19 protein-coding genes are annotated in these 25,181 nt (G+C 72.0%); 3 read left to right on the forward strand and 16 right to left on the reverse strand.

All coding sequences use genetic code 11. The annotated features are described in order from the left end of the window. Positions 1-161 precede the first annotated feature (161 nt). Both KBX71_RS21220 and glyA read right to left on the reverse strand, forming a co-directional pair. A complete protein-coding gene (locus KBX71_RS21220; RefSeq protein WP_196929736.1) occupies positions 162-587 on the reverse strand; it encodes a hypothetical protein in 426 nt (141 codons plus the stop codon). After that, positions 580-1,869 (reverse strand): serine hydroxymethyltransferase, encoded by a 1,290-nt coding sequence (gene glyA, locus KBX71_RS21225; RefSeq protein WP_210819723.1) that lies wholly within the window; start codon positions 1,867-1,869, stop codon positions 580-582. The genes KBX71_RS21220 and glyA overlap by 8 nt, the downstream gene beginning before the upstream one ends. 35 nt (positions 1,870-1,904) lie before the next feature. Between glyA and KBX71_RS21230 the strand changes: the two genes are divergently transcribed. Beyond that, the gene (locus KBX71_RS21230) at positions 1,905-3,368 is read left to right on the forward strand and encodes an SDR family oxidoreductase (RefSeq protein WP_210819724.1); all 1,464 of its coding nucleotides are present in this window, start codon (positions 1,905-1,907) and stop codon (positions 3,366-3,368) included. A gap of 9 nt (positions 3,369-3,377) precedes the next feature. On the opposite strand, the gene KBX71_RS21235 is transcribed toward KBX71_RS21230, so the two are convergent. The 4 genes from KBX71_RS21235 to prmC form a co-directional block, all read right to left on the reverse strand. Next, entirely contained in the window at positions 3,378-5,489 is a 2,112-nt protein-coding gene (locus tag KBX71_RS21235) for a transglycosylase domain-containing protein (RefSeq protein WP_210819725.1), read from the reverse strand. A 106-nt stretch (positions 5,490-5,595) separates the two neighbouring features. Continuing rightward, positions 5,596-6,207: a phosphotyrosine protein phosphatase gene (locus tag KBX71_RS21240; RefSeq protein ID WP_124821191.1), complete on the reverse strand. Its 612-nt coding sequence runs from the start codon at positions 6,205-6,207 to the stop codon at positions 5,596-5,598. Beyond that, a complete protein-coding gene (locus KBX71_RS21245) occupies positions 6,208-6,855 on the reverse strand; it encodes an L-threonylcarbamoyladenylate synthase (protein WP_091406475.1) in 648 nt (215 codons plus the stop codon). Continuing rightward, on the reverse strand, positions 6,855-7,802 hold the full coding sequence (gene prmC / locus KBX71_RS21250; RefSeq protein ID WP_210819726.1) for a peptide chain release factor N(5)-glutamine methyltransferase: 948 nt from the start codon (positions 7,800-7,802) through the stop codon (positions 6,855-6,857). Before prmC ends, KBX71_RS21245 begins: the two co-directional genes overlap by 1 nt. Positions 7,803-7,875: 73 nt before the next feature. On the opposite strand from prmC, the gene KBX71_RS21255 reads away from it, so the two are divergent. After that, a complete protein-coding gene (locus KBX71_RS21255) occupies positions 7,876-9,420 on the forward strand; it encodes a diguanylate cyclase (protein WP_210819727.1) in 1,545 nt (514 codons plus the stop codon). A gap of 24 nt (positions 9,421-9,444) precedes the next feature. Here KBX71_RS21255 and prfA read toward each other — a convergent pair whose 3' ends face one another. Further along, entirely contained in the window at positions 9,445-10,533 is a 1,089-nt protein-coding gene (gene prfA / locus KBX71_RS21260) for a peptide chain release factor 1 (protein ID WP_210819728.1), read from the reverse strand. A 134-nt stretch (positions 10,534-10,667) separates the two neighbouring features. Continuing rightward, complete coding sequence (rpmE, locus tag KBX71_RS21265) at positions 10,668-10,892, reverse strand: 50S ribosomal protein L31 (RefSeq protein WP_030333150.1); 225 nt, start codon at positions 10,890-10,892, stop codon at positions 10,668-10,670. A gap of 273 nt (positions 10,893-11,165) precedes the next feature. Between rpmE and KBX71_RS21270 the strand changes: the two genes are divergently transcribed. After that, positions 11,166-12,062, forward strand: a complete 897-nt coding sequence (locus KBX71_RS21270) for an AAA family ATPase (protein WP_210819729.1) — start codon at positions 11,166-11,168, stop codon at positions 12,060-12,062. A 74-nt stretch (positions 12,063-12,136) separates the two neighbouring features. On the opposite strand, the gene rho is transcribed toward KBX71_RS21270, so the two are convergent. The 8 genes from rho to lysA all read right to left on the reverse strand — a co-directional run bounded on the left by rho (position 12,137) and on the right by lysA (position 25,181). Further along, on the reverse strand, positions 12,137-14,329 hold the full coding sequence (gene rho / locus KBX71_RS21275) for a transcription termination factor Rho (RefSeq protein ID WP_210819730.1): 2,193 nt from the start codon (positions 14,327-14,329) through the stop codon (positions 12,137-12,139). 298 nt (positions 14,330-14,627) lie between these two features. After that, positions 14,628-15,572 carry a homoserine kinase gene (gene thrB / locus KBX71_RS21280; RefSeq protein WP_210819731.1) on the reverse strand — a complete coding sequence of 315 codons (945 nt, stop codon included), beginning with the start codon at positions 15,570-15,572 and terminating at the stop codon, positions 14,628-14,630. A 64-nt stretch (positions 15,573-15,636) separates the two neighbouring features. Next, positions 15,637-16,881 (reverse strand): MFS transporter, encoded by a 1,245-nt coding sequence (locus KBX71_RS21285; RefSeq protein ID WP_210819732.1) that lies wholly within the window; start codon positions 16,879-16,881, stop codon positions 15,637-15,639. 11 nt (positions 16,882-16,892) lie between these two features. Further along, positions 16,893-17,741, reverse strand: a complete 849-nt coding sequence (locus KBX71_RS21290) for a polysaccharide deacetylase family protein (protein WP_210819733.1) — start codon at positions 17,739-17,741, stop codon at positions 16,893-16,895. 128 nt (positions 17,742-17,869) lie between these two features. Continuing rightward, positions 17,870-21,148: an efflux RND transporter permease subunit gene (locus tag KBX71_RS21295; RefSeq protein WP_210819734.1), complete on the reverse strand. Its 3,279-nt coding sequence runs from the start codon at positions 21,146-21,148 to the stop codon at positions 17,870-17,872. A 141-nt stretch (positions 21,149-21,289) separates the two neighbouring features. Next, positions 21,290-22,339 carry a threonine synthase gene (thrC, locus tag KBX71_RS21300; protein WP_196929723.1) on the reverse strand — a complete coding sequence of 350 codons (1,050 nt, stop codon included), beginning with the start codon at positions 22,337-22,339 and terminating at the stop codon, positions 21,290-21,292. A 140-nt stretch (positions 22,340-22,479) separates the two neighbouring features. After that, the gene (locus tag KBX71_RS21305; RefSeq protein ID WP_210819751.1) at positions 22,480-23,787 is read right to left on the reverse strand and encodes a homoserine dehydrogenase; all 1,308 of its coding nucleotides are present in this window, start codon (positions 23,785-23,787) and stop codon (positions 22,480-22,482) included. Between the two features lie 8 nt (positions 23,788-23,795). Further along, the gene (gene lysA, locus KBX71_RS21310) at positions 23,796-25,181 is read right to left on the reverse strand and encodes a diaminopimelate decarboxylase (RefSeq protein WP_210819735.1); all 1,386 of its coding nucleotides are present in this window, start codon (positions 25,179-25,181) and stop codon (positions 23,796-23,798) included.

A 25,181-nucleotide genomic window follows, 5' to 3' on the forward strand; every position in this document is an offset into this window, starting at 1 on the left:
CCGGGAAGACGAGGCTGTGCCTCACCCCCCGCACAACCGTGGTTGTGTGGGCTTCTCGTGGGCGCCGTCGTCTGTGGGCACGCTACTCCCCTTCCGCCCGTCGGAAAATGACCGGAGGCCGACACATTGCCGCGCGTCCGAAAGGTGGGACGACCGCCAGGTCAGCTGTGCACCCGACGCGCGTGCACAGTGGTGAGCCACCAGATGTGCACCGCAGTCCACACTGCCACCCCGGCGACGATGCCGAGGCAAAGAGGGATCAACCCGGGCCAACCGGTCGACGCCACCGCCACCATCACCACACCCAACAGGCTGAACTTCAGCACGTACAGGCCCAGGCCCAGCGGCAGCAGCAACTGCGGGTTGATCCGGTCGGCCCGGGCCAGCACCACAGTGGTGAGGGTGTAGCTGAGCACTGTGACGCCCACGCCGGCCGCCGCGCCGAGCGCTGCCGTCGCGCCGCCGGTCACCCCGCCCACCACCGCGGCGACCGCGGCCAGCGCCGCGGACGCCCCGAGCAACACCGGCAGGTGCCGCAGCCGCCACCGCCGGTCGGTGTCCGGCTCGACCACCCCGGGCTCAGCCACGGGGGTACGCCGGGAACGTCGCGACCAGCTCGGCCACCTCGGCACCGAGCCGGGTCAACTCGTCAACCCCGCCCGGAGCCCCGGGGTCGGTGCGCACCGCACGGGCGATCAGGCTCGCCACCTGGCGCAGCTCCCCCTCGCGCATCCCCTGCGTGGTGACACTCGGCGTGCCCACCCGGATGCCGGAGGCCACGATCGGGGGCTGCGGGTCGTACGGGATGGCGTTCTTGTTCAGGGTGATCGACGCGGCGTCGCAGCGGCGCTCGGCCTCGGTGCCGGTCACCCCCAGCTCCCGCAGGTCGATCAGGGCGAGGTGGGTGTCGGTGCCACCGGACACCGGGCGCATCCCCTCGTCGGCCAACCCGGCGGCGAGCGCCTGGGCGTTGCTGACCACCTGCCGGGCGTACGTCTGGAACTCCGGCTGGGCGGCCTCGCGCAGCGCGACCGCCTTGGCGGCGACCGCGTGCATCAGCGGGCCGCCCTGGGTGAACGGGAAGACCGCCTTGTCGATCCGCTGAGCCAGCGACTCACGGCACAGGATCATGCCGCCGCGCGGGCCGCGCAGCACCTTGTGAGTGGTGGCGCAGACGACGTCGGCGTACGGCACCGGGGACGGGATCGCCCGGCCGGCGACCAGGCCGATGAAGTGCGCCGCGTCCACCATCAGGTACGCGCCGACCTCGTCGGCGATCTCCCGGAAGCGCGCGAAGTCGATCAGGCGCGGGTACGCGGTGGCCCCACAGATGATCAGCTTGGGTTGGTGTGCCCGCGCCAGGTCCCGTACCTCGTCGTAGTCGATCTGCTCGGTGTCCGACCGGACCGGGTAGCCGACCGGGTGGAACCACTTGCCGGAGAAGTTCACCCGGCTGCCGTGGGTGAGGTGCCCGCCGTGCGGCAGGTCCATCGCCAGCACCGTGTCCCCCGGCTGCACCAGCGCGGCGTACGCGGCCAGGTTGGCGCTCGCCCCGGAGTGCGGCTGGAGGTTGGCGTGCTCGGCACCGAAGAGCTCCTTGGCCCGGGCGATGCCGATCTCCTCGGCCCGGTCCACCTCGGCGCAGCCGCCGTAGTAGCGCCGGCCCGGGTAACCCTCGGCGTACTTGTTGGTCAGCGTCGAACCGAGCGCCGCCAGCACCGCCGGCGAGGTCAGATTCTCGCTGGCGATGAGCTGCAGGCCGCCCCGCAACCGGTCCAGCTCGCCGAGGACCACCCCGGCGATCTCCGGATCGGTGGCCCTGAGCTGCGCAAAATCCGGCCCCCAGAAGGTGCTCGTCTCAGTCTCCACAGCGAACGAGTCTAGGGGGCAGCAGACTGGGACCCGTGAGATGCCTCGTCACCGGAGCGACCGGCTACATCGGCGGGCGGCTGACGCCGCTGCTGCTCGCCGACGGGCACACCGTGCGCTGCCTCGCCCGCAAGGCGGTGCGGCTGCGTGACGTGCCCTGGGCCTCGGCGGCCGAGATCGTCGAAGGAGACCTGAGTCGACCGGAGACGCTGTCCGCCGCGTTCGCCGACGTGGACGTCGCGTACTTCCTGGTGCACTCGCTGGGCCGACCCGACTTCGAGGCGGCCGACCGTACGGCCGCGACCAACTTCGCGGCGGCGGCACGCGCGGCCGGCGTACGCCGGATCGTCTACCTGGGCGGCCCGGAGCCGGCGTCCGACGCGGAGGTGCCGTCCCCGCACCTGCGGTCCCGCGCCGAGGTGGGCCGGATCCTGCTGGCCAGCGGGGTGCCCACGGCGGTGCTCCGCGCCGCGGTGATCATCGGGTCCGGCTCGGCGTCGTTCGAGATGCTGCGCTACCTGACCGAACGGCTGCCCGCCATGATCACTCCGCGCTGGGTCCGCAACCGGATCCAACCGATCGCGGTCCGCGACGTGCTGCGGTACCTGGCCGGCTGCGCCGACCTGCCGGCCGAGGTCAACAGGGGCTTCGACATCGGCGGGCCGGACGTGCTGACATTCCGCGAGATGATGCAGCGGTACGCGAGGGTGGCCGGGCTGCGCCGCCGGGTCATCGTGCCGGTCCGTCCGCTCACCCCGTCGCTCTCCTCGCACTGGGTCGGTCTGATCACCCCGGTGCCGAACAAGATCGCCCGTCCGCTGGTGGAGAGCCTGATCCACGAGGCGGTCGCCCACGAACACGACATCGCCCGCTACGTGCCCGACCCGCCCGGCGGTCTTACCGGCTTCGACGAGGCGGTGGCGCTGGCGCTGGCCAAGGTGCGCGACGCCCAGGTGGAGACCCGCTGGTCCACCGCGAGCGGCCCGGACGCGCCCGCCGAGCCGTTGCCCACCGACCCGGACTGGTCCGGCGGCACCGTCTACACCGACGTCCGGGAGCGGGCGGTTGACGCGACACCCGCGGCGCTCTGGCTGGTCGTCGAGGGCGTCGGCGGCGAACACGGCTGGTACTCGTTCCCGCTGGCCTGGTCGATCCGAGGCTGGCTGGACCGGCTGGTCGGCGGGGTCGGGCTACGGCGGGGCCGACGCGACCCGCACCGCCTCCAGGTCGGTGAGGCGCTGGACTTCTGGCGGGTCGAGGAGATCGTCCCGGGCGAGTTGCTGCGACTGCGCGCCGAGATGCGGCTGCCCGGCCGGGCCTGGCTGGAGATGCGGGTACTGCCGGGCAGCGGCGGCCGCAGCCTCTACCAGCAGCGCGCGGTCTTCCTGCCGCGCGGCCTGGCCGGACACGCCTACTGGGGGTCGGTGGCGCCGTTCCACGCGGTGGTCTTCGGCGGAATGGTCCGCAACATAGCCCGCAACGCCGAACAAACCCGCTGACCGCCCGGGTCAGTTGCCGGCTTGGGGTTGGGTTTGGAAGGCGGCGCGTTCGCTGGGCGGGACGAAGTCGCGGACCGGTTGGTCGCGCAGGGCGAAGGCGAGCACCTCACCTACCGCGTTCACCATCTCGGCCTGCACCGCCTGACCGACCGCGTCCCGGGGATCGTCCGGGTTCGCCGCCATCGAGGCGACCGCGAGCTGCGGCGTGAACGCCACCACCGTCTCCGTCTCGTACCGTTCCGAGCTGCCGGTCTTGCCCGCCACCGGACGGCCGAGCTTCGCCCGCAGGCCCGGTGCGGTGGCACCGTCGCAGCGCCCGTACATCGACTGGTCCCCGACCGGGCAGCGGGCCGCGTCGGTGGCCGCCCGTGCCACGTCGGCGTCGAGCACCTGTCGGCAGTCCGGCCTGGCGGCGTCGACCGGCCGGCCGCCCGAGTCGGTGATCGAGACCACCGGCAGCGGCGCGCACCAGGTTCCCTCGGCCGCCACCGTGGCGTACGCGCTGGCCAGGTCCAACGGGGTGGTCGCGGCCACGCCCAGGGTGAACGGGCCCCAGTCCTTCGCGCCGTAGCGGGCCAGCTTGGCATCGGACTCGGCCCGCAGCACGATGCCGAGTCGCTCGGCCATCTCCACCACCCGGTCGGCGCCGACCTTCTCGGTGAGCCAGGCGAAGTACGTGTTCACCGAGCGGCCGAACGCGCTCCACATGGTGCGGGGGCCGTCCATCGACGACGGGCTGGCGTTCGCCGGGCACCACCGCCCGTCGCAACTCGCCGCCCCGGTCACCGGGAAGCGGGTGAGCAACTGGGTCGGCGCCACGAAGTCGGTCGACAGCGGCAGGCCGGACTCCAGCGCGGCCAGCAGGGTGAAGAGCTTGAACGTCGAGCCGCCCTGGTACCCCTCGATCGCGCCGCCGCCGGCGATCAACTGGTTGACGGTGTTCGGGCGGTTCTTCTGCCCGACCGGGTTGTCCGCCACGCTGTACGTGCGGTTCACCGACATCGCCAGCACCCGCCCGGTGCCCGGTTGCACCACGGCGGTGGGCACCGCCTCGGCCCTGGTCGTCGGATAGATCTTCAACACCTGCTCGGTGGTGGCCCGCTGCACGCCCGGGTCCAGTGACGACACGATGGAGAAGCCGCCCCGGCGCAGCGTGCGCTGTCGCTCGTCGGCGGTCGCCCCGAACGCGGACTGGCTGCTCCACCAGCGGGTGAACCAGTCGCAGAAGAAGCCCCAGTCGTTGTGCGCGTCGGGCACGCCCGTGCAGTCGTTCGGGGTTTCGCTGGGCCGCAGTTGCAGGGGTTCGGCGGACGCCGCCGCGGCCGCGTCCGCCGGCACCTGCCCCGACTCCACCAGCCGCTCCAACACGTACGACCGCCGGACCACCGCGCTGTCGGCGTCGCCGTTGATCGGATCGTCGCTGTCCGGCGAACGCACCAGGCCGGCGAGCAGTGCCGCCTGGGCCAGGGTCAGCTCGGCCGGGGACCGGGAGAAGTACCGCTTGCTGGCCGCCGCGATGCCGTACGCCCCGGCGCCGAAGTAGGCGATGTTGAGGTAGCGGGTCAGGATCTCGTCCTTGTCGAGCTCCCGCTCCAACGCGAGCGCGTACCGCATCTCCTGGAGTTTGCGGACGGTGGTGAGTTCGGTGGCAGCGTCCCGTTGCGTCTCGGTCAGCCGGGGGTCGTTGCTGAGCACGTTGCGGACGTACTGCATGGTCAGCGTGGAGGCGCCCTGCCGGGTCCGGCCGTCGCGCTTGTTGACTGTGAACGCGCGCACGACGCCCCGCAGGTCGACCCCGCTGTGCTGGTAGAACCGGACGTCCTCGGCGGCCACGATCGCTTGGCGCATCACCGGGGCCACCTCGTGCAGCGGCACGTCCACCCGGTCCTCCTGGTAGAAGGAGGTGATCAGGGTGGTGCCGTCGTTGGCGTAGAGGTTGGAGCGCTGCGCGGTGGGCGGCGTACGGAGTGTGTTCGGCAGCTCCGAGTACGGCGTCGACAGGGCGCTGAAGCCGATTCCGAAGACCAGGGCCGCGGGCAGTGCGGCGGCGGCCAGCGCCAACCCGGCCAGCACTCCGGCGATCACCACGGTCAGCAGTTTGTCGAGTTGGGCCCGGATCATCAGCTCTCCCCGCAGGAGCCGGTCACGCTAGGACCCGTTCAGAATGACCCGGAACACCCCTTTGGCCCCGGGTTTTCCCCAAACCCGGAGGAAACTCGCACCACGCTCAGGGCAGCAGCGCGCCGGCCAGCGGGTGGACCGTCTCCTCGATCTCGTCGGCGACCCGGCTGAAGCACTGGTCGCCACGACCCCACGGGTCGTCCAGATCATCGGTGGCCAGCGCCGAAGCGCCCAGCCGCGCGTCGTGAGCCGCCGCCACCAGGGCCACTCCCCGGGCGTACACGGCCTCCGGGGTGGCGTCGCCCGACGGCAGCGCGGCGGCGTCCACCGCGGCCAGCAACCGACCGAACTCGCCAAGCACGAACGTGCGGGCCGCCGCGTCCGGACGAAGCGCCACCACGTACTCCTGCTGGTCGGCGGTGGCGGTCAGGACCAGGTCGGCGGCGTCGATGTGGTCCGAGCGCAGCTTGCGCGCGGCGAACCCCTCCACCTCACCACCACGGCCGGTGACCTGCCGCGCTGCCGGCGGGTTCATCTCCTCGCCGGCGTGCCAACCACCAGTGCCGGCGCTGTGACTGTGCACCAGCTCCTCGGCCTGAGCCGGGTCCTGCGCACGCCGGGTAAGCCGCTCCCGCACCGCCAGGGCGAGCAGCCGCTCCGCCATCGGCGAACGGCAGATGTTGCCCATGCAGACGTGCAGAACCGTGAACGGGGGCACTCAGACCGCCCGCCCGTCGACGAGATCCGGAACCACGTCGCGCAGCTTCTCCAGGGGGATCGCCCCGGCCCGCAACAACTGCGGCACCTCACCGGTCAGATCCACGATCGTGCTGGGCACCGGGTCCGGGCAGGGCCCGGCCTCCAGATAGGCCCGCACCGAGTAGCTGAGCTGGTCACGCGCCTCGTCGGCGGTGACCGCGGCCGGCTGGCCGGTCTTGTTGGCCGACGAGACCGCCATCGGACCGGTCTCGCGCAGCACCTCCAACGCCACCGGGTGCAGCGGCATCCGCACCGCCACAGTGCCGGTCTTGTCGCCCAGGTCCCACTGCAGGCTCGGCGAGTGCTCGACCACGATCGTCAGCGCACCCGGCCAGAACGCCTCCACCAGGTCCCGTGCGGCAGTGGGCAGCGAGAAGACCAACCCGTCGAGGGTGTGCCGCGAGCCGATCAGCACCGGCGGCGGCATCTGCCGACCCCGGCCCTTGGCATCGAGCAGCGCCTTCACCGCGTACGGGGTGAACGCATCCGCGCCGATCCCATACACGGTGTCCGTCGGGAGAACGACCAGCTCGCCGTTCTTGACCGCCTCGATCGCCGCAGCGATGCCGCGGTCCCGATCGGCGGGCGACCGGCAGTCGTAGAGCATCACGAGGAGTCAGTCTGCCACGCCGCCCCGATCGGGGCGTGCTGGCCGTCCGCCCGTCGGGACGCGGTCGCGTAGCGGGGACGCCCGGTGAGGTCCGGATGCTCCGCGACAGCGGTGAAGCCGCCGTCCTGGGCGAGCAGTGCGGGCACCGCAGCGCCGTGGGTGTCGTCGTGCTCGACGCCGAACACACCCCCCGGGCGCAACAGCACCGCCGCCCGCGCGACGACCGGCCGGATCACCACCAGACCGTCCGCGCCGCCGAAGACCGCCTCCGCCGGGTCGTGCCCGGCCACCTCGAGCGGGACCACCACGTCGTCCGGGACGTACGGCGGGTTGCAGAGCAGCACGTCCACCCGGCCCACCAGCTCCGCCAGCAGGTCCGGCGCGGTCACGTCGGCCTCGACCACCTCGATCGGCCGGTCCCCCGCCGCCGCCCGCTCCGCCGCGTTGCGCCGCAGCCAGGCCAGCGCCGCCGGGGACCGCTCCACAGCGATCACCCGTGCCCCCGGCAGCTCCTGAGCCACCGCCAGCGCGATCGCGCCCGACCCGCTGCACAGGTCCACCACCACCGGGTCGGGCCGGCCCTGCGCCTGCTCGACGCCCCAGCCGGCCAACAGCTCGGTCTCCGGCCGGGGCACGAAGACACCCGGGCCGACCGACAGCTCCAGGTGCCGGAACCCGGCCCGACCGGTCAGGTGCTGCAACGGCTCACGCGCGGCGCGGCGGCGCGTCAACTCGTCGAGCCGCACCAGCTGGTCGTCGCCGAGGTCGTCGGCGAGAGCCAGCCGACCCCGGGGAACCCCCAGCACGTACGCCGCCAGCACCTCGGCCTCCACCCGGGCGGAGCCGACCCCGGCGGCGGCGAGCGCGCGGGCCGCTCGGGCCACCGCGGCGGACGGCCGGAGGGGGCCTGTCCCTTCGGGGGGGTGTTGCGGCAAAGTACTCACGACATAATCATGAAGCGTCGCGGGCGACGTGACGAACAGGTGCGCGCAGGCGCGCACGACAGGAGGTTGGCGGGTGGGCTGGCTCGACCGGGTCGATGACCAGGTTGACGCCCTCACGCACGCCCGGGCGTTGCAGGAGGCCAGCCGCTCCGCGGAGGCGTACGTCCTGCTGGAGCGTGTGATCCGCACCACCACCGACCCGGCGGCGCGGGCGGACGCGATGGTGCAGCGCCTCTCCGCGCTGATCAATCTCGGTCGGACCGCGGAGTTCACCCGGGCCATCGAAGAGGCGTCGGCGGCGGTCCGCGACCTCGCCGAGCCCTATCTGCACGGTCACCTCAACGCGCTTGCCGCGCTCGCCGCGCACCACCAGGGCGCACTGGACCGCTGCGTCATGCACCTCGTCCGAGCGGCCCGGGCGCTGGGCGCCGTCGCCGACCCGGACCGGGACACCGCCTGGGGCTGGCACGACCTGGCCATGGCCTACAGCTACCTCAGCTTCCACGGGTACGCCCTGGGCGCCATCGAGCGGGCCCGGCAGCTCGGGCTGACCGCCGGGATCCCGGAGGAGACGTTCGCCGCGCCCGGCATCCGGCTGCGCAACGCCGTGGCCCTGGACCACAACGGCGACAGCGACGGTTGTCTGCGGGTGCTCCGGGACGTGGCCGCCGACCTGACCCGCTTCGTCCGCGCCGGGCGGGCCAGCCAACTACGCCCGAGCAGCCTCGCGGCGTACGGCTACGCGGCGGCCCGGCAGGCCGCGCTCGGCGACCAGGTGGCCACCGAAGGCCCCGAGCCGGCCCGGTTGATCAGCCACGGTGGCGACAGCGCCCGCGCCCGTGACCTGCGTCAGCTCGGGCAGGTCTGCCTCGCCGTCGCCGACGGTAGGCCGATCGAGGCGGTCGCCCGACTGGACACCGTCCAGGTGTCCAACGAGACGCTAGGGGCGGCCGAGCCGGCCCGGCTGCGCAGCATCGCGCTGACCCGCGTCGGGGACCACCTGGCAGCGCACCGGGCCGACCGGCTGGCGTTCCGGCTCGCCGCGCAGCGAAACGACCGGCTGCGCGACGTCTACATCGACGGCATCGCCGCCCGCATCGACCACGAGGAGATGCGCCGTGAGGCGGCGCGCTTCGAGGGTGAGGCGTTGACCGACCCGCTCACCGGGCTGCCCAACCGCCGCCGGCTGGAGCGGTACATCACCGCAGTGGTCACCCGTGGCGAACGGGTGGTCATCGGCGTCTGCGACCTGGACGGCTTCAAGGCGGTCAACACCCGGCACGGCCACCACTCCGGTGACCTGGTGCTCCAGCGCATCGCCGGCGTGATCAACCGGGTGATGCGCCGGCACGACTTCGTGGCCCGTTACGGCGGTGACGAGTTCGTGGTGGTGCTGCCGGACACCGGCATGACCGAGGCCGCCGAGGTGGCCCGCCGGATCGAGGCAGCGGTCCGACAGGAGGACTGGGAATCGTTGGTGCCGGGCACCCCCGTCGGGGTGAGCATCGGCTTCGCCGAGGTCTCCGGCGGCAGCGGGCTGCGCGACGCGCTCAGCATCGCGTTCGAGCAGGCCGACCGCGAGATGCTCCGCGCCAAGACCCGCCCCCGCGCGAGCTGATCGCCCCCGCGCGAGCGGGTCAGCTCAGCGGCGGGTCAGCTCGGTGTCGCCGGCGAGCCGGGCGGCCCGGTCGGCCTCGGTGAGGGCGTCCAGCACCCCGTCCAGCTCGCCGCCGAGCGCCAGGTCCAGGTTGTACGCGGTGTAGCCGATCCGGTGGTCGGTGATCCGGTTCTGCGGGAAGTTGTAGGTGCGGATCCGCTCCGAGCGGTCCACGGTGCGCACCTGGGCCTTGCGCGCGTCCGAGGCGGCGGCGTCGGCCTGCTCCTGGGCGGCGGCGAGCAGCCGGGCCCGCATGATCCGCATCGCCTGCTCCCGGTTCTGCAACTGGGACTTCTCGTTCTGGCAGGAGACGACGATGCCGGTCGGCAGGTGGGTGATCCGCACCGCCGAGTCGGTGGTGTTCACCGACTGGCCACCCGGGCCGGACGAGCGGAACACGTCAATGCGCAGGTCGTTCTGGTCGATCGTGACGTCGACGTCCTCGGCCTCCGGCAGCACCAGCACCCCGGCGGCGCTGGTGTGGATCCGGCCCTGCGACTCGGTCACCGGGACACGCTGCACCCGGTGGACGCCGCCCTCCCACTTGAGCCGCGACCAGACGCCGTTGCCGCCGTCCGGCACGCCCTTGGTCTTGATCGCCAGGGAGACGTCCTTGACCCCGCCGAGGTCGGAATCCTGTGCGTCGATCACCTCGGTGACCCAGCCGTGCCGCTCGGCGTACCGGGTGTACATCCGCAGCAGGTCACCGGCGAACAGCGCCGACTCCTCGCCACCCTCACCGGCCTTGATCTCGACGATCACGTCCTTGGCGTCGTGCGGGTCGCGTGGGATGAGCAGCTCGGCGAGGCGCTCCTCCAGCACCGGCAGGGACCCTGCGATGGCGTCCGCCTCACCCGCGAAGGACGGGTCCTCGGCGGCCAGCTCGCGAGCCGCGGCCAGATCGGCGCGGGCCTGCTCCAACTCGTCGGCGGCCTTGTGCAGCGGCACCAGCTCGGCGTACCGGCGGCCGACCCTGCGCGCGGTGGCCTGGTCGGTGTGGATGGCCGGATCGGCCAACCGCTTCTCCAGCTCCGCGTACTCGTCGAGAAGGCCGGCCAGACGCTCGCTGCTCATGCTGCGGATGCTCCTTCGACGGTGCGCGACGACCGGGCCGGAGGCCGGGAGGCCAGCGGCCGGACAGAAACAGAGGGAAAAGCGGACGGCGCCCGCGTCCGGCGAAAAACCGGACGCGGGCGCCGAACGAGGAGCTACTTGGCCTTCTTGGCCTGAACCTTGGCGTACTTCTGCTGGAACTTCGCGACCCGGCCGGCGGTGTCGAGAACGCGCTGCTTACCGGTGTAGAACGGGTGGCAGGCGCTGCAGGTCTCGGCGTGGATCGCCCCGCCCTTGGCGGTGCTGCGGGTCGTGAACGTGTTGCCACAGGAGCAGCTGACCTCGGTGGTCACGTACTCCGGGTGGATGTTTGCCTTCATCGCCTCGGTCCTCTCGTTGGTGGTCGCCGGGTCGCCGTCATCGCTCGTCGCGCCGTACGCGACGGGCTCGGGCGTGAACCGGAACCGGTGGCCGATTGACCAGTGTGCCATGGGCCTGAGCCGACCCGGTAATCGGGCCGCACACCTCGTCCGGCATCGTCAACACGTGCCTACCCGTCCGCATTCCCGCCGCCCGGCAGGGCATTCGCGCACCCGGCGGACAGCCGCCCTGTACCCCGACCGGGGTACGCCCGTCGAGCCGGAGGTGCGTCGATGACCCGCCTGATCGCCACCCGGGGACTACCCGCCTCGGGCAAGACAACGTTCGCCCGCACGCTCCAACCGTCCGTCTCGCGGGTCAACCGGGACGACCTGCGCCGGATGCTGCACGGCGAGCGGCTGTTCACCCAGTGGGCCGAGGCGCAGGTGACCGCCGTGCAGCAGGCTCAGGTCGAGGCGCTGCTGCGGGCCCGCGCGGACGTCTGCGTGGACGACACCAACCTGCGCTCACGGACCCTGCGGGGCTGGGCCGACCTGGCCGCCCGGCACGGCGCGGATTTCGAGGTGCACGACTTCACCGACGTGCCGCTGGACGAGTGCCTGCGCCGTGACGCCGCCCGCCCGGCCGCCGACCAGGTCGGCGCGGACGCGATCCGCCGGCTGCACGAGCGGTACCTGCAGGGGCGGACACTGCCGTTGCCGGTGCCGCAGGCCCGCACCGGACGCCCCGCCGTGGTGCACCCGCCGTCGACCGAGCCACCGGAGATCGTCCTGGTGGACATCGACGGCACCGTCGCGCTGGCCGTCTCCCGCAGCCCGTACGACATGACCCGGGTGGGCCAGGACCAGCCGAACACGGCGGTGATCGCGGCGGTCCGGGCGATGCACGCCGCCGGCTACGGGGTGGTCTTCTGCTCCGGGAGGGACGCCTCCGCCCGCGCGGCCACCGAGGCGTGGCTGGCCCGGCACGTACGAGTGCCCTACCTGGGCCTGCACCTGCGGGCCATCGGTGACTCCCGGAAGGACTCCATCGTCAAGCGGGAGATCTACGACCGGGAGATCCGAGACCGTTACCGGGTGGCCGGCGTCTTCGACGACCGCGTCCAGGTGGTCCAGATGTGGCGATCCCTCGGCCTCACCGTCTTCCAGGTGGCCGACGGCGACTTCTGAGGTCCGGTCGGCCACTGGACATGCCGAAGGGGCACGGCCGCGATGGCCGTGCCCCTTCGTCGTTACCGGGATGGTTACTCCCCCGGCGTCGACTTCGCGATCTGCATCAGGAACTCGATGTTCGTGCGGGACTGCTTGAGCCGGTCCAGCAGGAGATCCATCGCCGCCTGCGAGTCCAGCGAGTGCAGCACCTTGCGGAGCTTGTGGATGATGGCCAGCTCTTCCGGTGCGAGCAGGACCTCTTCCTTACGCGTACCGGACGGGTTGATGTCGATGGCCGGGAAGGTCCGCTTGTCGGCGATCTTCCGGTCCAGCTTCAACTCGGCGTTACCGGTGCCCTTGAACTCCTCGAAGATGACCGTGTCCGCCATGGACCCGGTCTCCACCAGCGCCGTGGCGATGATGGTCAGCGACCCGCCGTTCTCGATGTTGCGGGCCGCGCCGAGGAAGCGCTTCGGCGGGTAGAGCGCTGTGGAGTCGATACCACCCGACATGATCCGGCCGCTGGCCGGCGCCGCCAGGTTGTACGACCGACCGAGCCGGGTCACCGAGTCGAGCAGCACGACGACGTCGTGTCCAAGCTCGACTAGGCGCTTGGCCCGCTCGATGGCCAGCTCGGCCACCGTGGTGTGGTCCTGCGGCGGACGGTCGAACGTGGCCGCGATGACCTCGCCCTTGATCGACCGCTGCATGTCGGTGACCTCTTCGGGCCGCTCGTCCACCAGCACCACCATCAGGTGGCACTCCGGGTTGTTGCGGGTGATCGCGTTCGCGATCGCCTGCAGCACCATCGTCTTGCCCGCCTTCGGCGGAGACTGGATGAGTGCCCGCTGGCCCTTGCCGATCGGCATGACCAGGTCGATGACCCGGGTGGTCAGGATGTGCGGCTCAGTCTCCAACCGCAGGCGCTCCTGCGGGTAGAGCGGGGTGAGCTTGTAGAACTCCGGACGACGCCGCGCCTCCTCCGGCTCCATCCCGTTGATCGTGTCCAGCCGCATCAGCGGGTTGTACTTGTCGCGCCGCTGGTCGCCGCTGTTGCCGCCGTCGCGGGCCGCCCGCACCGCACCGGTGATCGCGTCACCGCGGCGCAGGCCGTACTTCTTGATCTGGGACATCGAGACGTACACGTCGTTCGGGCCGGCCAGGTAACCGGTCGTCCGCACGAAGGCGTAGTTGTCGAGCACGTCGATGATGCCGGCCACCGGGACGAGCACGTCGTCGTCGCTGACCTGCGGCTCACGCCCACCGGTGTCGGCACCGGTCTCGGTGCGCTCGCCACGCCCGCGGCGACGGTCCCGGAAACGGCTGCGCCGGCCGCGCCGGCCGCCACCCTCGCCGTCGTCGTCGTCGCTGTCCCGCTCGACACGCTCGGCACGCTGGCCACGATCGTTGCGGTCGTTGCGGTCGTTGCGGTCACCGCGGTCGGGTCGGTCGTTGCGCTCGGCCCGCTCACCCCGATCGGAACGCTCGCTCCGGTCGTTGCGCTCGCCACGGTCGGAACGCTCGCTCCGGTCGTTGCGCTCGCCCCGATCGGCACGCTCGCCACGGTCGGAACGCTCGGTCCGGTCGGTGGCACGCTCGGGCCGGTCGGCGGCACGCTCGCCCCGATCGGTCCGGTCGGAACGCTCGCCACGATCGGCGCGATCGGTCCGCTCGCCGCGATCGGCACGCTCGGTCCGCTCGGTCCGCTCGGCACGCTCGGTCCGCTCGGCACGCTCCGCACGCTCGGCCCGGTCGCGGCGGTTCTCGCCACGGTCGGCCCGCTCGCCGGCTTCCGCCTCGTCGGTACGGGTCTCGGTGGCACGCGCCTCGGTCGCACGCGCCTCAGCGGGGCGCGTCTCGGTGGCACGGGCCTCGGTCGTTGCGGTCCGGCTCCGCCGGGTACGGCTACGACCCTCGGGCTCGGCGGCCGGCTCGGCCGGCGCCTGCTCGGCACCGCGCCCTTCGGCTGCCGGCCGGTCTGCGGTCTCCCGCACCTCGGCGCGCACCCCCTCACGGGTTGGGGCGGCCGCGGCCGCGACCTCGGCCCGTGGTCGAGGGGTCCCGGCGGCGTTGCCGCCCTGCCGCTCGGAAATCGCGGCGATCAGCTCGCCCTTGCGCATGCGAGCCGTGCCGGAGATGCCGAGCGACGCAGCCAGGCTCTGCAGCTCTGGCAGCAGCATCGCCGACAGACCGGTGCCGCTACGCCGACGACGGGCGGGAGCGGCGGCGGTGGCATCGCCAGCGACGTTGGAAACATCCGACGTCACGTCGGTGGTGTCGCTCAATGGATTCCTTCCCTCGATAAGGCCGGGACTGCCCGGAGTCGGAGCTCAGGTGGCCGGGCGGCCTCGGTGCACCCGCCTCGCAAGGACGCGTCGCGGGAGTCTTGTGACACAGCAGCCGGTCGGTATCCCGACTCACCAACGTCGGTGAGCAGGTCTCGCCGTCTGCGGCGACCTGTGGAAACTGCGGTGCGGCGTGGGCCTTTGGCAGGGGTAGACGGGCTGACCGCCGAGAGCTTCGGGGGTGCGCCGCCCCGCAGGAGATCGCGTGCTTCGCGGCTGTGCTAGGTCTAGAGCGTAATCAACTCTTCCGACCTGCGGCAACAGGGTCCCGCTCGGCGTGTCCAAGTCTACCCCGTGCGACCCGTGCGCCGCTGACGTCTATCGGTAACTGCCAGATCTCCCAGTCTGTTCCCACCGGGAAGCCCGCTGGAGGCCCGCTGAGCGCCAGGACAGTCGGGCCCGCCCCACTGACCACAGCTGCCACACCGGCCTCTCGCAACGCGTTGACCAGGGAAGACGTGCCGGGCATCCCGGCTGCGCGATAATCCTGATGGAGCCGGTCGACGGTAGCCGGCAGCAGCAGGGTCGGGTCCGTGGTGAGCGCGTGCACCAGCAGTGCCGCCCGGCCCGCGGTCAACGCGGCGTCGCCATGCGGCACGGTGGCCGGCAGAGCCGCCCGCGCGGTAGCGGTCAGTCCGCGTTCCGACGGAACGAAAACGGTGGGCCGCACCGCGTCGGCGACCGGCAGGGACACCGCCCGGGCACCACCCGGCTCGGACCAGGCCACTGTGAAACCACCGAGCAGGCACGGCGCCACGTTGTCGGGGTGGCCCTCGATCTCGGCGGCCAGCCGGAGCGCGCCGGCGTCGTCGAGGCGGTGCCCGCCATCGACGACGAGGGCACGGGCCAGCAGCACCCCGGCGACGATCGCGGCGGACGACGAGCCCAGCCCACGCGCCTGCGGGATCCGGTTGACGCACTCCACGCTCAGCCCGTCGGGGTGGGCCCCGAGCACGTCGAACGCGGCGCGCATGGCCCGCACCACCAGGTGTCGGTCGTCGTCGGGCAGCTCAGCGGCGCCCTGCCCGGTCACTGTCACCCGCACACCGCCCGACGCGACCTCGGCGGCCACGTCGTCGTAGAGCCCGAGGGCGAGACCCAGCGCGTCGAAGCCCGGGCCCAGGTTGGCACTGGTCGCGGGAACCCGGACTCGGACCGGCTCGGCGGTGAAGTTCGTCGGCACGCGCTCATGCTAGGGGTCGGCACCGACGAACCGGCCCCGTGCCCGCTGCCTGGGACCGTCGAGTTCAGCCGGCCGGGTCCGGAACCGGTTCGGCGGCCGGGTCGGTGAGCGACAGCCGGCGGGTGGCGATCCGCCAACCGACCGCGTACACGAGGGTGATCAGACCGCAGCCGGCGAGCACCACCCGCTCGTCGACCACGTCCACCACCAGGGCCACCGCCAGTTGGCTCACCGAGATCGCCAGCGTCGCCAGCATCATGTCGGTGGCGAAGACGCGGCCACGAAGCCGGTCCGGGACCTCGCCCTGGAGTGCGAAGTTCGACATCACCCAGTTGCTGCCACCCGCGAAGTGCGCCACGAAGACCAGCAGCAGCACCAGCGGAAACCATCGCACCACCGAGGTGCCCAGGTAGGACAGGCCGTAGAGCGACATGGACAACGCGAGGCCGGGCAGCAGCCAGGCCCGGTTGGTCAGCACCCGGCGCATCAGGATCGGCCCCACCAATGCTCCCGCGCCCCGTACCGCGAAGAGCAGGCCGGCGCCGAGCGGGCCGACACCGTACACACCGGCCAGCAGCGGGAACACGGTCAGCACGCCGTTGCCCAGGCCCACCGCGGACTTCACAGTGACAAGCGCGAGCACCCGGGGGCGGTGACCGATGTAGCCGAGCGCCTCGCGGACGGCCGACCAGGTGCGTTGGGCCGGTTGGTCGGCGTCCCGGGGTGCCTGCAACGGCCGGCGGATCCGGGTGGCGAGGCCCGCGGCCATCGCCAGGCCCGCCGCCGCCACCCAGAAGCAGACGTACGGGCCGGCAGCGGTGCTGAGTACGCCGCCGAGGGAGGCGCCGACCACGGTCATGGTGCCCCAGGCCGAGCCTGCGACGGCGTTGCCAGCGGCGAGCTCGTGCGGCTCCAGCACGTTGGGCAGCGCGGCCTGGGCGGCCGGCGAGTAGAACGCCTTGGCGACTGCCACCACGCCGATCGCGACAAGCGCCAGCCACGCCGTTCCGGCGTTCCGCACACCGAGCAGCAGCAGCACGCCCGCCAGCGCGGCGACGTTCGCGCAGATCATGATCTTCCGGCGGTCGAAGCGGTCGGCGATCGTGCCGGTGTACGGCAGCAGCAACGCCACGATGCCGGTGTCCACCGCCAACACCAGCGCGCCCCAGACGCCGCTGCCGGTCAGTTGCGGCAGCAGCACCAACAGCGGCACCATGACGAACCAGTCGGCGCCGAAGACCACCAACTCGGCGAGGAACAGGTTGCGAAAGCTCCGATTGCCGGTCAGAACCGAGAGGGTGGACGCCACGGAGCGCGACCCTACATGGTTGGTGTCGGAGCCACACCCGCTCCCAGCAGCGCGGAAACCGTGACGAAGGTGTAACCGCGGGACCGTAACCCGTTGATCATGTCGGGCAGGCCCCGCAGTGCGACCAGCCGCCGGCGCGCCCCCACATCGTGGCCGAGCATGATCGTTCCCGGTCGGACCCCCTCCACGATTCGTCGGGCGTGCCCGGCCGGATCGTCGGGGAACTCACGCTCCACCATCTGCAACGACCAGAGCACCAGCCGATAGTCCAGCCGGGCCGCCGCGTGCAGCACCGCCCCGCCCAGGTGGCCGTACGGCGGCCGGAGGAGCACCGGCGGCGTGCCGGTCAGGTCGGCGATCACGTCGTGGCTGCGGCGCAGGTCGTCGTACGCTTCGGCGGTGTCCAGTTCGGCCAGGTCCCGGTGCTCCCAGCTGTGGTTGCCCACCTCGTGCCCGGCGAGCCGGTCACGGACGACGTCGGCGTGCCGGCGGACCTGCGCGCCGACCATGAAGAAGGTGGCCGGAACCCGGTGCTGGGCCAGGGTGTCGAGCACCATCGGAGTCCACTGTGGTGCGGGGCCGTCGTCGAAGGTGAGGGCCACCAGGCGCTGGTTGGTCCTCCCCGACCAGACGACCTCCAGGGCGCCGGAGCCGACATCCTGCTGCCCGTTACCGAGGGTGGCGCTGGCGGGGCCGCCGGCGATCGGCATCCGGCGGTGGGTGATCCACCACGCCTCGGACGTCGCCGCGCCGAGCGCCACACCGCCCAGCACCAGCAGGCCACGGCGCAAGAGGTCGCGTCGCCCCCACCCGCGCGCGCCCTCGTCCGTCCGCCCACCCCGCTCCACCCACACCCCCATCCATCTACGAGGAGTATGCAAGAAGTTACACAAAGTGTGGGTCGGTCGAGTCGGAGTGTTTCGGTCGGATGGAGCTGGAACGCCCCCGGTGAAAAATCCACCGGGGGCGTTCCGAACCGCGCTCCGATCTACTCGGTCGGCTCCGCCGGAGGCAGTGGCGAGGTGCGGCTACGGGGCAGCCGCAGCACCTCGAACTGGTCCGTACCCTCCACCAGGGCGGCCGACGGCGCGGGTCGCCCGGCCGGCTGCACACCCTCGGCCGCAGCCGGAGCGGGTGCGCCGCTCGGCACCGCGACCTGGTTCGGGGCCGGCGCCTCGTCCGCCTCCGTCGTGGTCACCGCCGACCCCCCGGAGCGTCGCCGTGCGCGCCGACCCCGCAGCGACTCCTTGGTGTGCTCCACCATCGAGTACAGCGTCGGCACCAGGATCAGCGTGAGCAGCGTCGAGCTGAGCAGACCACCGATCACCACGACCGCCAGCGGCTGAGAGATGAAGCCGCCCTCACCGGTCAAGCCGAACGCCATCGGCAGCAGCGCGAAGATGGTCGCCACCGCCGTCATCAGGATCGGGCGCAGCCGGCGACGGCCACCTTCGACCACCGCCTCCCGGACCCCCATGCCCTGCGCCCGATACTGGTTGATCAGGTCGAGCAACACGATCGCGTTGGTCACCACGATGCCGACCAGCATCAGCACGCCGATCAGCGCCGGCACACCGAGCGGCGTCCCGGTGATCAACAGCAGGCCGATCGCGCCGGTCGACGCGAACGGGATGGAGATCAGCAGGATCAACGCCTGAGTGAGACTGCGGAACGTGGCCACCATGATCAGGAAGACGATCGCGATCGCGGCCAGCACCGCCAGGCCCAGGTCCGCGAAGGCATCCGCCTGATCAGCGCTGACACCACCGATGGTGAAGCTCGCGCCCGGCACGTCGATGCCGTCCAGCCGCTTCTGCAACTCGGTGCTGGTCGCGCCCAGGTTCGAGCCGGTCGCCGCGCCGGTCACCGACACGCTGCGCTCACCGTCGATCCGGGTGACCTGCTGCGGGCCCTCACCCTGCGTGACGTCCGCGATGTCGTCCAGCTTGACCGGACCCACCGGCAGTGCCCGCAGCTCCTCCACTGTCATCGGGGGCTGCGTGCCCAACCGCAGCACCACGTTCTGCTGCTGGCCGTCGAGCGCGACCTGACCCAGCGGCGCCCCCCGGAACGCCTGCGACACGAGCTGCCCCACGGCGGCCTCGGTGAGCCCGGCCCGCCCGGCGGCGACCCGGTCGACGGTCACGTCGACCCGCGGAACCCGCGCGGCCAGGCTGGTGGTGACGTCCTCGACGTCCGGAACACCGGCCATCGCGGCCCGCGCCTCCTCGGCGGCCCGGGTCAACGCCTCCGGGTCGCTGGCCTGGACGATCACCTCCAGCTGGCTGGTCGACGCCTCCTGCCCGCCACCGAAGCTGACCTCACCCACACCGGCGCCGAGCTTGTCGAACTCCTTGCGCAGCACCTCACGCATCTGCTTCGCGTCAGTGTCACCGTCGAGCGCCAACGACCAACTGGCGACATTGTTGCCGCCGCCGCCCGCCCACGGGTTGTCCCCACCGCCGGCGGTCACCTGGTACGTCTCGACGCCCTCGGTCCGGGACAGCACCGACTCGACCTGCTTGGCCGCCGCGTCGGTGGCCGCCAGGCCACTGCCGGCCGGCAGTTCCTGGCTCATGTTGAGAGTGTCCTGGCCGGAGTCGTCCAGGAAGTTGGTCTCCAACTTCTGCGCCAGACCGAAGGTGCCGAAGAGCACCAGCAGGCCGAGCCCGACCGTGATCCAGCGGGTCGACCGCTTGCGGGTGGCGAACCCGATCACCGGCAGGTACGCCCGCTGCAACGGGCTACGCAGCTCCTTCTCCTCCGCAGCGCGCCGGACCGCCTCGTCGTCCGCGGTGCCGCCGCGCGGCTTGAGGAACCAGTACGCGAGGACCGGGATGACTGTCAGCGACACCAGCAGCGAGGCGAGCAGGGCCACCGTCACGGTGATCGCGAACGGCGCGAAGAGCTGGCCCACGAACCCGCCGACCAGCGCGATCGGCGCGAACACCGCCACCGTCGTGAGGGTGGACGCGGTCACCGCACCGGCCACCTCCCGGACACCCGTGATGATCGCGTGCCGCTTCTCCTCGCCGTACTCCAGGTGTCGTTTGATGTTCTCCAACACCACAATCGAGTCGTCCACCACCCGACCGACCGCGATGGTCAACGCGCCGAGGGTGAGCAGGTTGAGCGAGTAGTCACCGATCCACAGGGCGATCAGCGCCACCAGCACGGAGAGCGGGATGGAAACCGCGGTGACCACGGTCGAGCGCACCGACAGCAGGAAGACCAGGATGACGATGACCGCCATCACCAGGCCCAGCAGGCCCTCCGTGGTCAGCGACTCGATCGACTTCTCGACGAACGGCGCCTGGTCGAAGACGACTGTCAGCTCCGCGCCGGAGGCGTCCTTCAGGTCGTCGAGCCGGTCGCGGATCTCGTGCGAGATCTGCACGGCGTTGCCGTCCGGCGCCGCGGTGACCGCGATGCCGAGGCTGTCCTTGCCGTTGGTCCGGGTGATCGCCGTGGCCGGGGCGAGCTGCTGCTCGACCGCCGCCACGTCACCGAGGCGGACGGGTGCCGCGCCCGGGACGACCACGATGCCGCGCAGGTCCTCCAGGGTGGCGATCGGCGTGCCGACCTGCACCGGGAGGGTCAGCGAGCCGTCGGTCACCGCGCCGGCCGGAACCGCCACGCCGTTGGTCTTCAGCGCCGCGCCGATCGCCGTCGGCTGGACCTTCGCGGCGGCCAGCTTCGCCGGGTCCGGGGTCACCACCACGATGTCGTCGCGGGTGCCGGTCACCTCGACCGTGCGTACCCCCTCGATGCCCTCCAGCTCCGGCACCACCGTCGCGCGCAGCTTCTCGGCGAGCGCCCGCTCGTCCGCCGCGCCGGCCGCAGCCAACACCACGGCCGGAAGGTCGTCGGTGCTACCGGCGATGACCTGCGGGTCGACGTTCTCCGGCAGCTGGGAGTCGATCCGGCTCAACGCGGTCTGCATCTTGTTGACCACGTCGTCGAGGTCGGTGCCGAACTCGTACGTCACCTGGACGGTGGCCGCGCCCTCGCGGGACGTGGAGGTGACCTTGTCCAGCCCCGGGATGCCCTGGAGGGCGTTCTCGATCGGCTCGGTCACCTGCGACTCGACGATCTCGGGGCCGGCGCCGGGATAGGGGGCCACGATGAACGCGGCCGGGAACTCGAGCGACGGCAGCAGTTGCTGCTTCAGCGACGGCACGGCGAACGCTCCGAACACCGTGGTCACCACCGCGATGAGGGCAATCAGCCCTCGGTTGGCGAGGCTGAATCTGGCGAGCAGCGACATCGGCCTGGCTCACTCCTGAACGAGAATGCGGGCGGGGATACCCGAAAGTGTGCCGGACTCGCATACCTCGACCCCCGCCACCCCCAGGCCGTCCCGCCGTCCGCCTACCCGCCGTCGATCACCAGCCGGACGGTGGCGCGCTCAGGCCAGGTCGAGCGCGCGGGCCGCGGCCAGCGGGTCGTTCGCGATGGTCAACGGCGCCGGCGCGGTGGAGATCGCCCACTCCGGGTCCTTCAGCCCGTGGCCGGTCACCGTGCAGACCACAGTGGAGCCGGGCGGCACCGCGCCCGCCGCGGCCTGCTGCAACAGGCCGGCCACGCTGGCCGCGCTGCCCAGCTCGACGAAGACCCCCACCTCGCGGGCGAGCAGACGGTACGCGGAAAGGATCTCCCGGTCGGTCACCGACGCGATCAGGCCACCGGACGCGTCCCGGGCATCCAGTGCCTTGGTCCAGCTCGCCGGGTTGCCGATCCGGATCGCCGTGGCGATCGTCGACGGCTCCGGCACCACCTTGCCGGTCACGATCGGGGCCGCCCCGGCGGCCTGGAAGCCGTACATCTTCGGCGTCCGGGTGGTGGCGCCGGCGGTCATCTCCTCCGAATATCCCATCCAGTACGCGGAGATGTTGCCGGCGTTGCCGACCGGCAGGCAGTGGATGTCGGGCGCGTCACCGAGCGCCTCGACGATCTCGAACGCCGCGGTTTTCTGGCCGTGCAGCCGGTCGATGTTGACCGAGTTGACCAACGCGACCGGGTAGTCCTGGGCGAGCTTGGCCGCCGTCGCGAGGCAGTCGTCGAAGTTGCCACTCACCTGGAGCAGCTTCGCGCCGTGCACCAGCGCCTGGGCCAGCTTGCCCAACGCGATCTTGCCCTGCGGCACCAACACGGCACAGGTCAGCCCGGCCCGAGCCGCATACGCCGCGGCGGAGGCGCTGGTGTTGCCGGTGGAGGCGCAGATGATGGCCTTGTTGCCGGCCTCGACCGCCTTGGACACGGCGAGGGTCATCCCCCGGTCCTTGAAGGAGCCGGTCGGGTTGGCGCCCTCCACCTTGAGGTGCACGTCGCAACCCAGCCGGGCGGACAGCACCGGCGCCGGCAACAGCGGGGTGTTCCCCTCGTGCAGCGTGACGACCGGCGTGGCCGCGGTGACCGGCAGCCGATCCCGGTACGCCTCGATCAGACCCCGCCACATGTCGCTCTCCTCGCCTCTACCGCCGCGCCCGCCCGAACATCAGGGCCACCTTGGACCAACCTGCCGGAGCGGTCGATGGCACACCCCCCACTTACCCACCTGGCGGGACGCGCGAGCCGTCCCGTCGATGATGCAACGACTCAGGCGTCGCCCTCGACCCGCAGCACACTGGTCACCGACCGGACAATGTCCAGACCGCGCAGCTCGCCGACGGTCGCGGCGAGCGCGGCGTCCGGTGCCACATGCGTCACGATGACCAACTCGGCGCCGCCGCGGCCCGCTGGCCCACCCGCCGAGCCCTGCCGCACTGTCGCGATCGACACGTCGTGCCGGGCGAACACACTCGCCACCGAGGCCAGCACACCCGGCCGGTCGGCCACGTCGAGGCTCACGTGGTAGCGGGTCAACGCCTCACCCATCGGCCGGACCGCCAGGTCCGCGTACGCGCTCTCGCTGGCCGCACGCACCCCGGCGAGCCGGTTACGGGACACCGCGACCACGTCTCCGAGCACCGCGCTGGCGGTGGGCGCGCCGCCGGCGCCCCGACCGTAGAACATCAGCTCCCCGGCCGCGTCCGCCTCCACGAAGACCGCGTTGAACGCGTCCCCGACGCTGGCCAGCGGGTGGCTGCGCGGGATCATCGCCGGGTGCACCCGGACGCTCACCGTCTCCCGGCCGGTGGAGTCGACGCCCCGGGCCGCGATGCAGAGCAGCTTGATCGTGCAGCCCATCGCCTGGGCGCTGGCCATGTCCGCGGCGGTCACCTCGGTGATGCCCTCGCGGTGCACGTCGGCGGCGCCGACCCGGGTGTGGAACGCCAGCGAGGCGAGGATCGCCGCCTTCGCCGCCGCGTCGAAGCCCTCCACGTCGGCGGTCGGGTCGGCCTCCGCGTACCCCAGGGCGGTGGCCTCTTCGAGGGCCTCGGCGAAGCCGGCGCCGGTAGCGTCCATCGCGGAGAGGATGAAGTTGGTGGTGCCGTTGACGATGCCGGTGACCCGGTTGATCCGATCGCCGTGCAGCGACTCCCGCAGCGGGCGCAGCAGCGGGATGGCCCCGGCCACGGACGCCTCGTAGTAGAGGTCGCCGCCGCCCTCGGCCGCCGCCTCGTGCAGGGCCACACCATCCTCGGCGAGCAGCGCCTTGTTGGCGGTGACCACGCTCTTGCCGCTACGCAGCGCCTCGACCAGCCAGGTCCGGGCCGGCTCGATGCCACCGACCATCTCGATCACCACGTCCACGTCGTCGCGCTTGATCAGGCCGAGCGCGTCGTTGGTGAACAGGTTCTCGTCGACCGGCAGGTCACCCCGGTCGCGGCCGAGCCGACGGACGGCGATGCCGGCGATCTCCAGCGGAGCGCCGATCCGCGCGGTCAGGTCGGCCGACTGCTCGTGCAGCAGCCGGACCACCTCCTGGCCGACAGTGCCACAGCCGAGCAGCGCCAAGCGCAGAGGTGACGTCATCCCACATCCAATGCGAGCAGGTCCTCTTCGGTTTCCCGCCGGACGATCAGGCGCGCCTGGCCGTCGCGCACCGCGACCACCGGTGGCCGGGGCACGTGGTTGTAGTTGCTGGCCATGCTTCGGCAGTACGCACCGGTGCCGGGCACTGCGACAAGATCTCCGGGCTGCACGTCGGCGGGCAGGAATTCATCCTTCACCACGATGTCCCCGGACTCACAGTGCTTTCCCACCACGCGGGCGAGCAACGCCTGGGCGCCGGAGGCCCGCGAGGCCAGCGTGGCCGAGTAGGACGCGTCGTAGAGGGCGGTGCGGATGTTGTCGCTCATCCCGCCGTCGACGCTGACGTACGTACGGATGCCGTCGAGTTCCTTGACCGTGCCGACCTCGTACAGGGTGAACACGGCCGGCCCGACGATGGCCCGGCCCGGCTCGATCGACAGGTGCGGTACGGCGAGGTTCTCCGCGGCGCACTCCGAATCGACGATCTTGCGAAGGCGCTTGGCCAGATCCTGCGGTGTCGCCGGGTCGTCCTGGGTGGTGTACGCGATGCCGAAGCCACCGCCCAGGTCCAGCTCGGGAAGCTCCACCCCGCGCGCATCGCGGATCTGCGCCTGGAGGGCGAGCACCCGACGGGCCGAGACCTCGAAGCCGCTGGCGTCGAAGATCTGCGAGCCGATGTGCGAGTGCAGACCACGCAACTCCAGCACACCCTCGTCGAGGATCTTGAACGCGGCGTTCGCGGCGGCGCCGCCGGCCAGCGAGAAGCCGAACTTCTGGTCCTCGTGGGCGGTGGCGATGAACTCGTGGGTGTGCGCCTCGACGCCCACCGTGACCCGGACCAGCACCCGGGGCCGAACCCCGCGCTCGCGGGCCAGCGCGGTGAGCCGGTCGATCTCGGTGAACGAGTCGACGATGATCCGGCCCACCCCGGCGTCCAGCGCCCGGCCCAGCTCGGCGACCGACTTGTTGTTGCCGTGGAAGCCGATCCGCTCCGGCGGCATTCCGGCCGACAGCGCGGTGGCCAACTCACCACCGGTGCAGACGTCCAGGTGCAGCCCCTCCTCGGCGATCATCCGGACCACGGCCCGGCAGAGGAACGCCTTGCCCGCGTAGAAGACGTCCTCGGTCGGGAAGGCCGCCCGGAAGTCGCGGCAGCGCGACCGCAGGTCGGCCTCGTCCAGGACGTACACCGGGGTGCCGAACTCGGCCGCGATGTCGCGGACGCTCAGGCCCGCGACGGCGACAGCACCGTCGGCGCCGCGCGTCACCGACCGCGGCCACAGCGCCGGCACGAGGGCGTTGACGTCGGCCGGGGCACGCAGCCAGGCCGGCCCCTGGTGGCTGATGTCCGCGTGCAGCGCACCGGCCTCATGAGCCCTCAT

It is taken from the genome of Micromonospora sp. D93, from assembly GCF_018070365.1.
GTDB lineage: Bacteria > Actinomycetota > Actinomycetes > Mycobacteriales > Micromonosporaceae > Micromonospora > Micromonospora ureilytica.

Coding starts and splice junctions, on each gene's coding strand:
- prfA (WP_210819728.1), bottom strand. CDS start 10,533: ATGAGCAGCGAGCGTCTGGCCGGCCTTCTCGACGAGTACGCGGAGCTG.
- rpmE (WP_030333150.1), bottom strand. CDS start 10,892: ATGAAGGCAAACATCCACCCGGAGTACGTGACCACCGAGGTCAGCTGC.
- lysA (WP_210819735.1), bottom strand. CDS start 25,181: ATGAGGGCTCATGAGGCCGGTGCGCTGCACGCGGACATCAGCCACCAG.
- KBX71_RS21295 (WP_210819734.1), bottom strand. CDS start 21,148: ATGTCGCTGCTCGCCAGATTCAGCCTCGCCAACCGAGGGCTGATTGCC.
- KBX71_RS21270 (WP_210819729.1), top strand. CDS start 11,166: ATGACCCGCCTGATCGCCACCCGGGGACTACCCGCCTCGGGCAAGACA.
- KBX71_RS21290 (WP_210819733.1), bottom strand. CDS start 17,741: ATGGGGGTGTGGGTGGAGCGGGGTGGGCGGACGGACGAGGGCGCGCGC.
- KBX71_RS21245 (WP_091406475.1), bottom strand. CDS start 6,855: ATGCTCTACGACTGCCGGTCGCCCGCCGATCGGGACCGCGGCATCGCT.
- thrC (WP_196929723.1), bottom strand. CDS start 22,339: ATGTGGCGGGGTCTGATCGAGGCGTACCGGGATCGGCTGCCGGTCACC.
- KBX71_RS21235 (WP_210819725.1), bottom strand. CDS start 5,489: ATGATCCGGGCCCAACTCGACAAACTGCTGACCGTGGTGATCGCCGGA.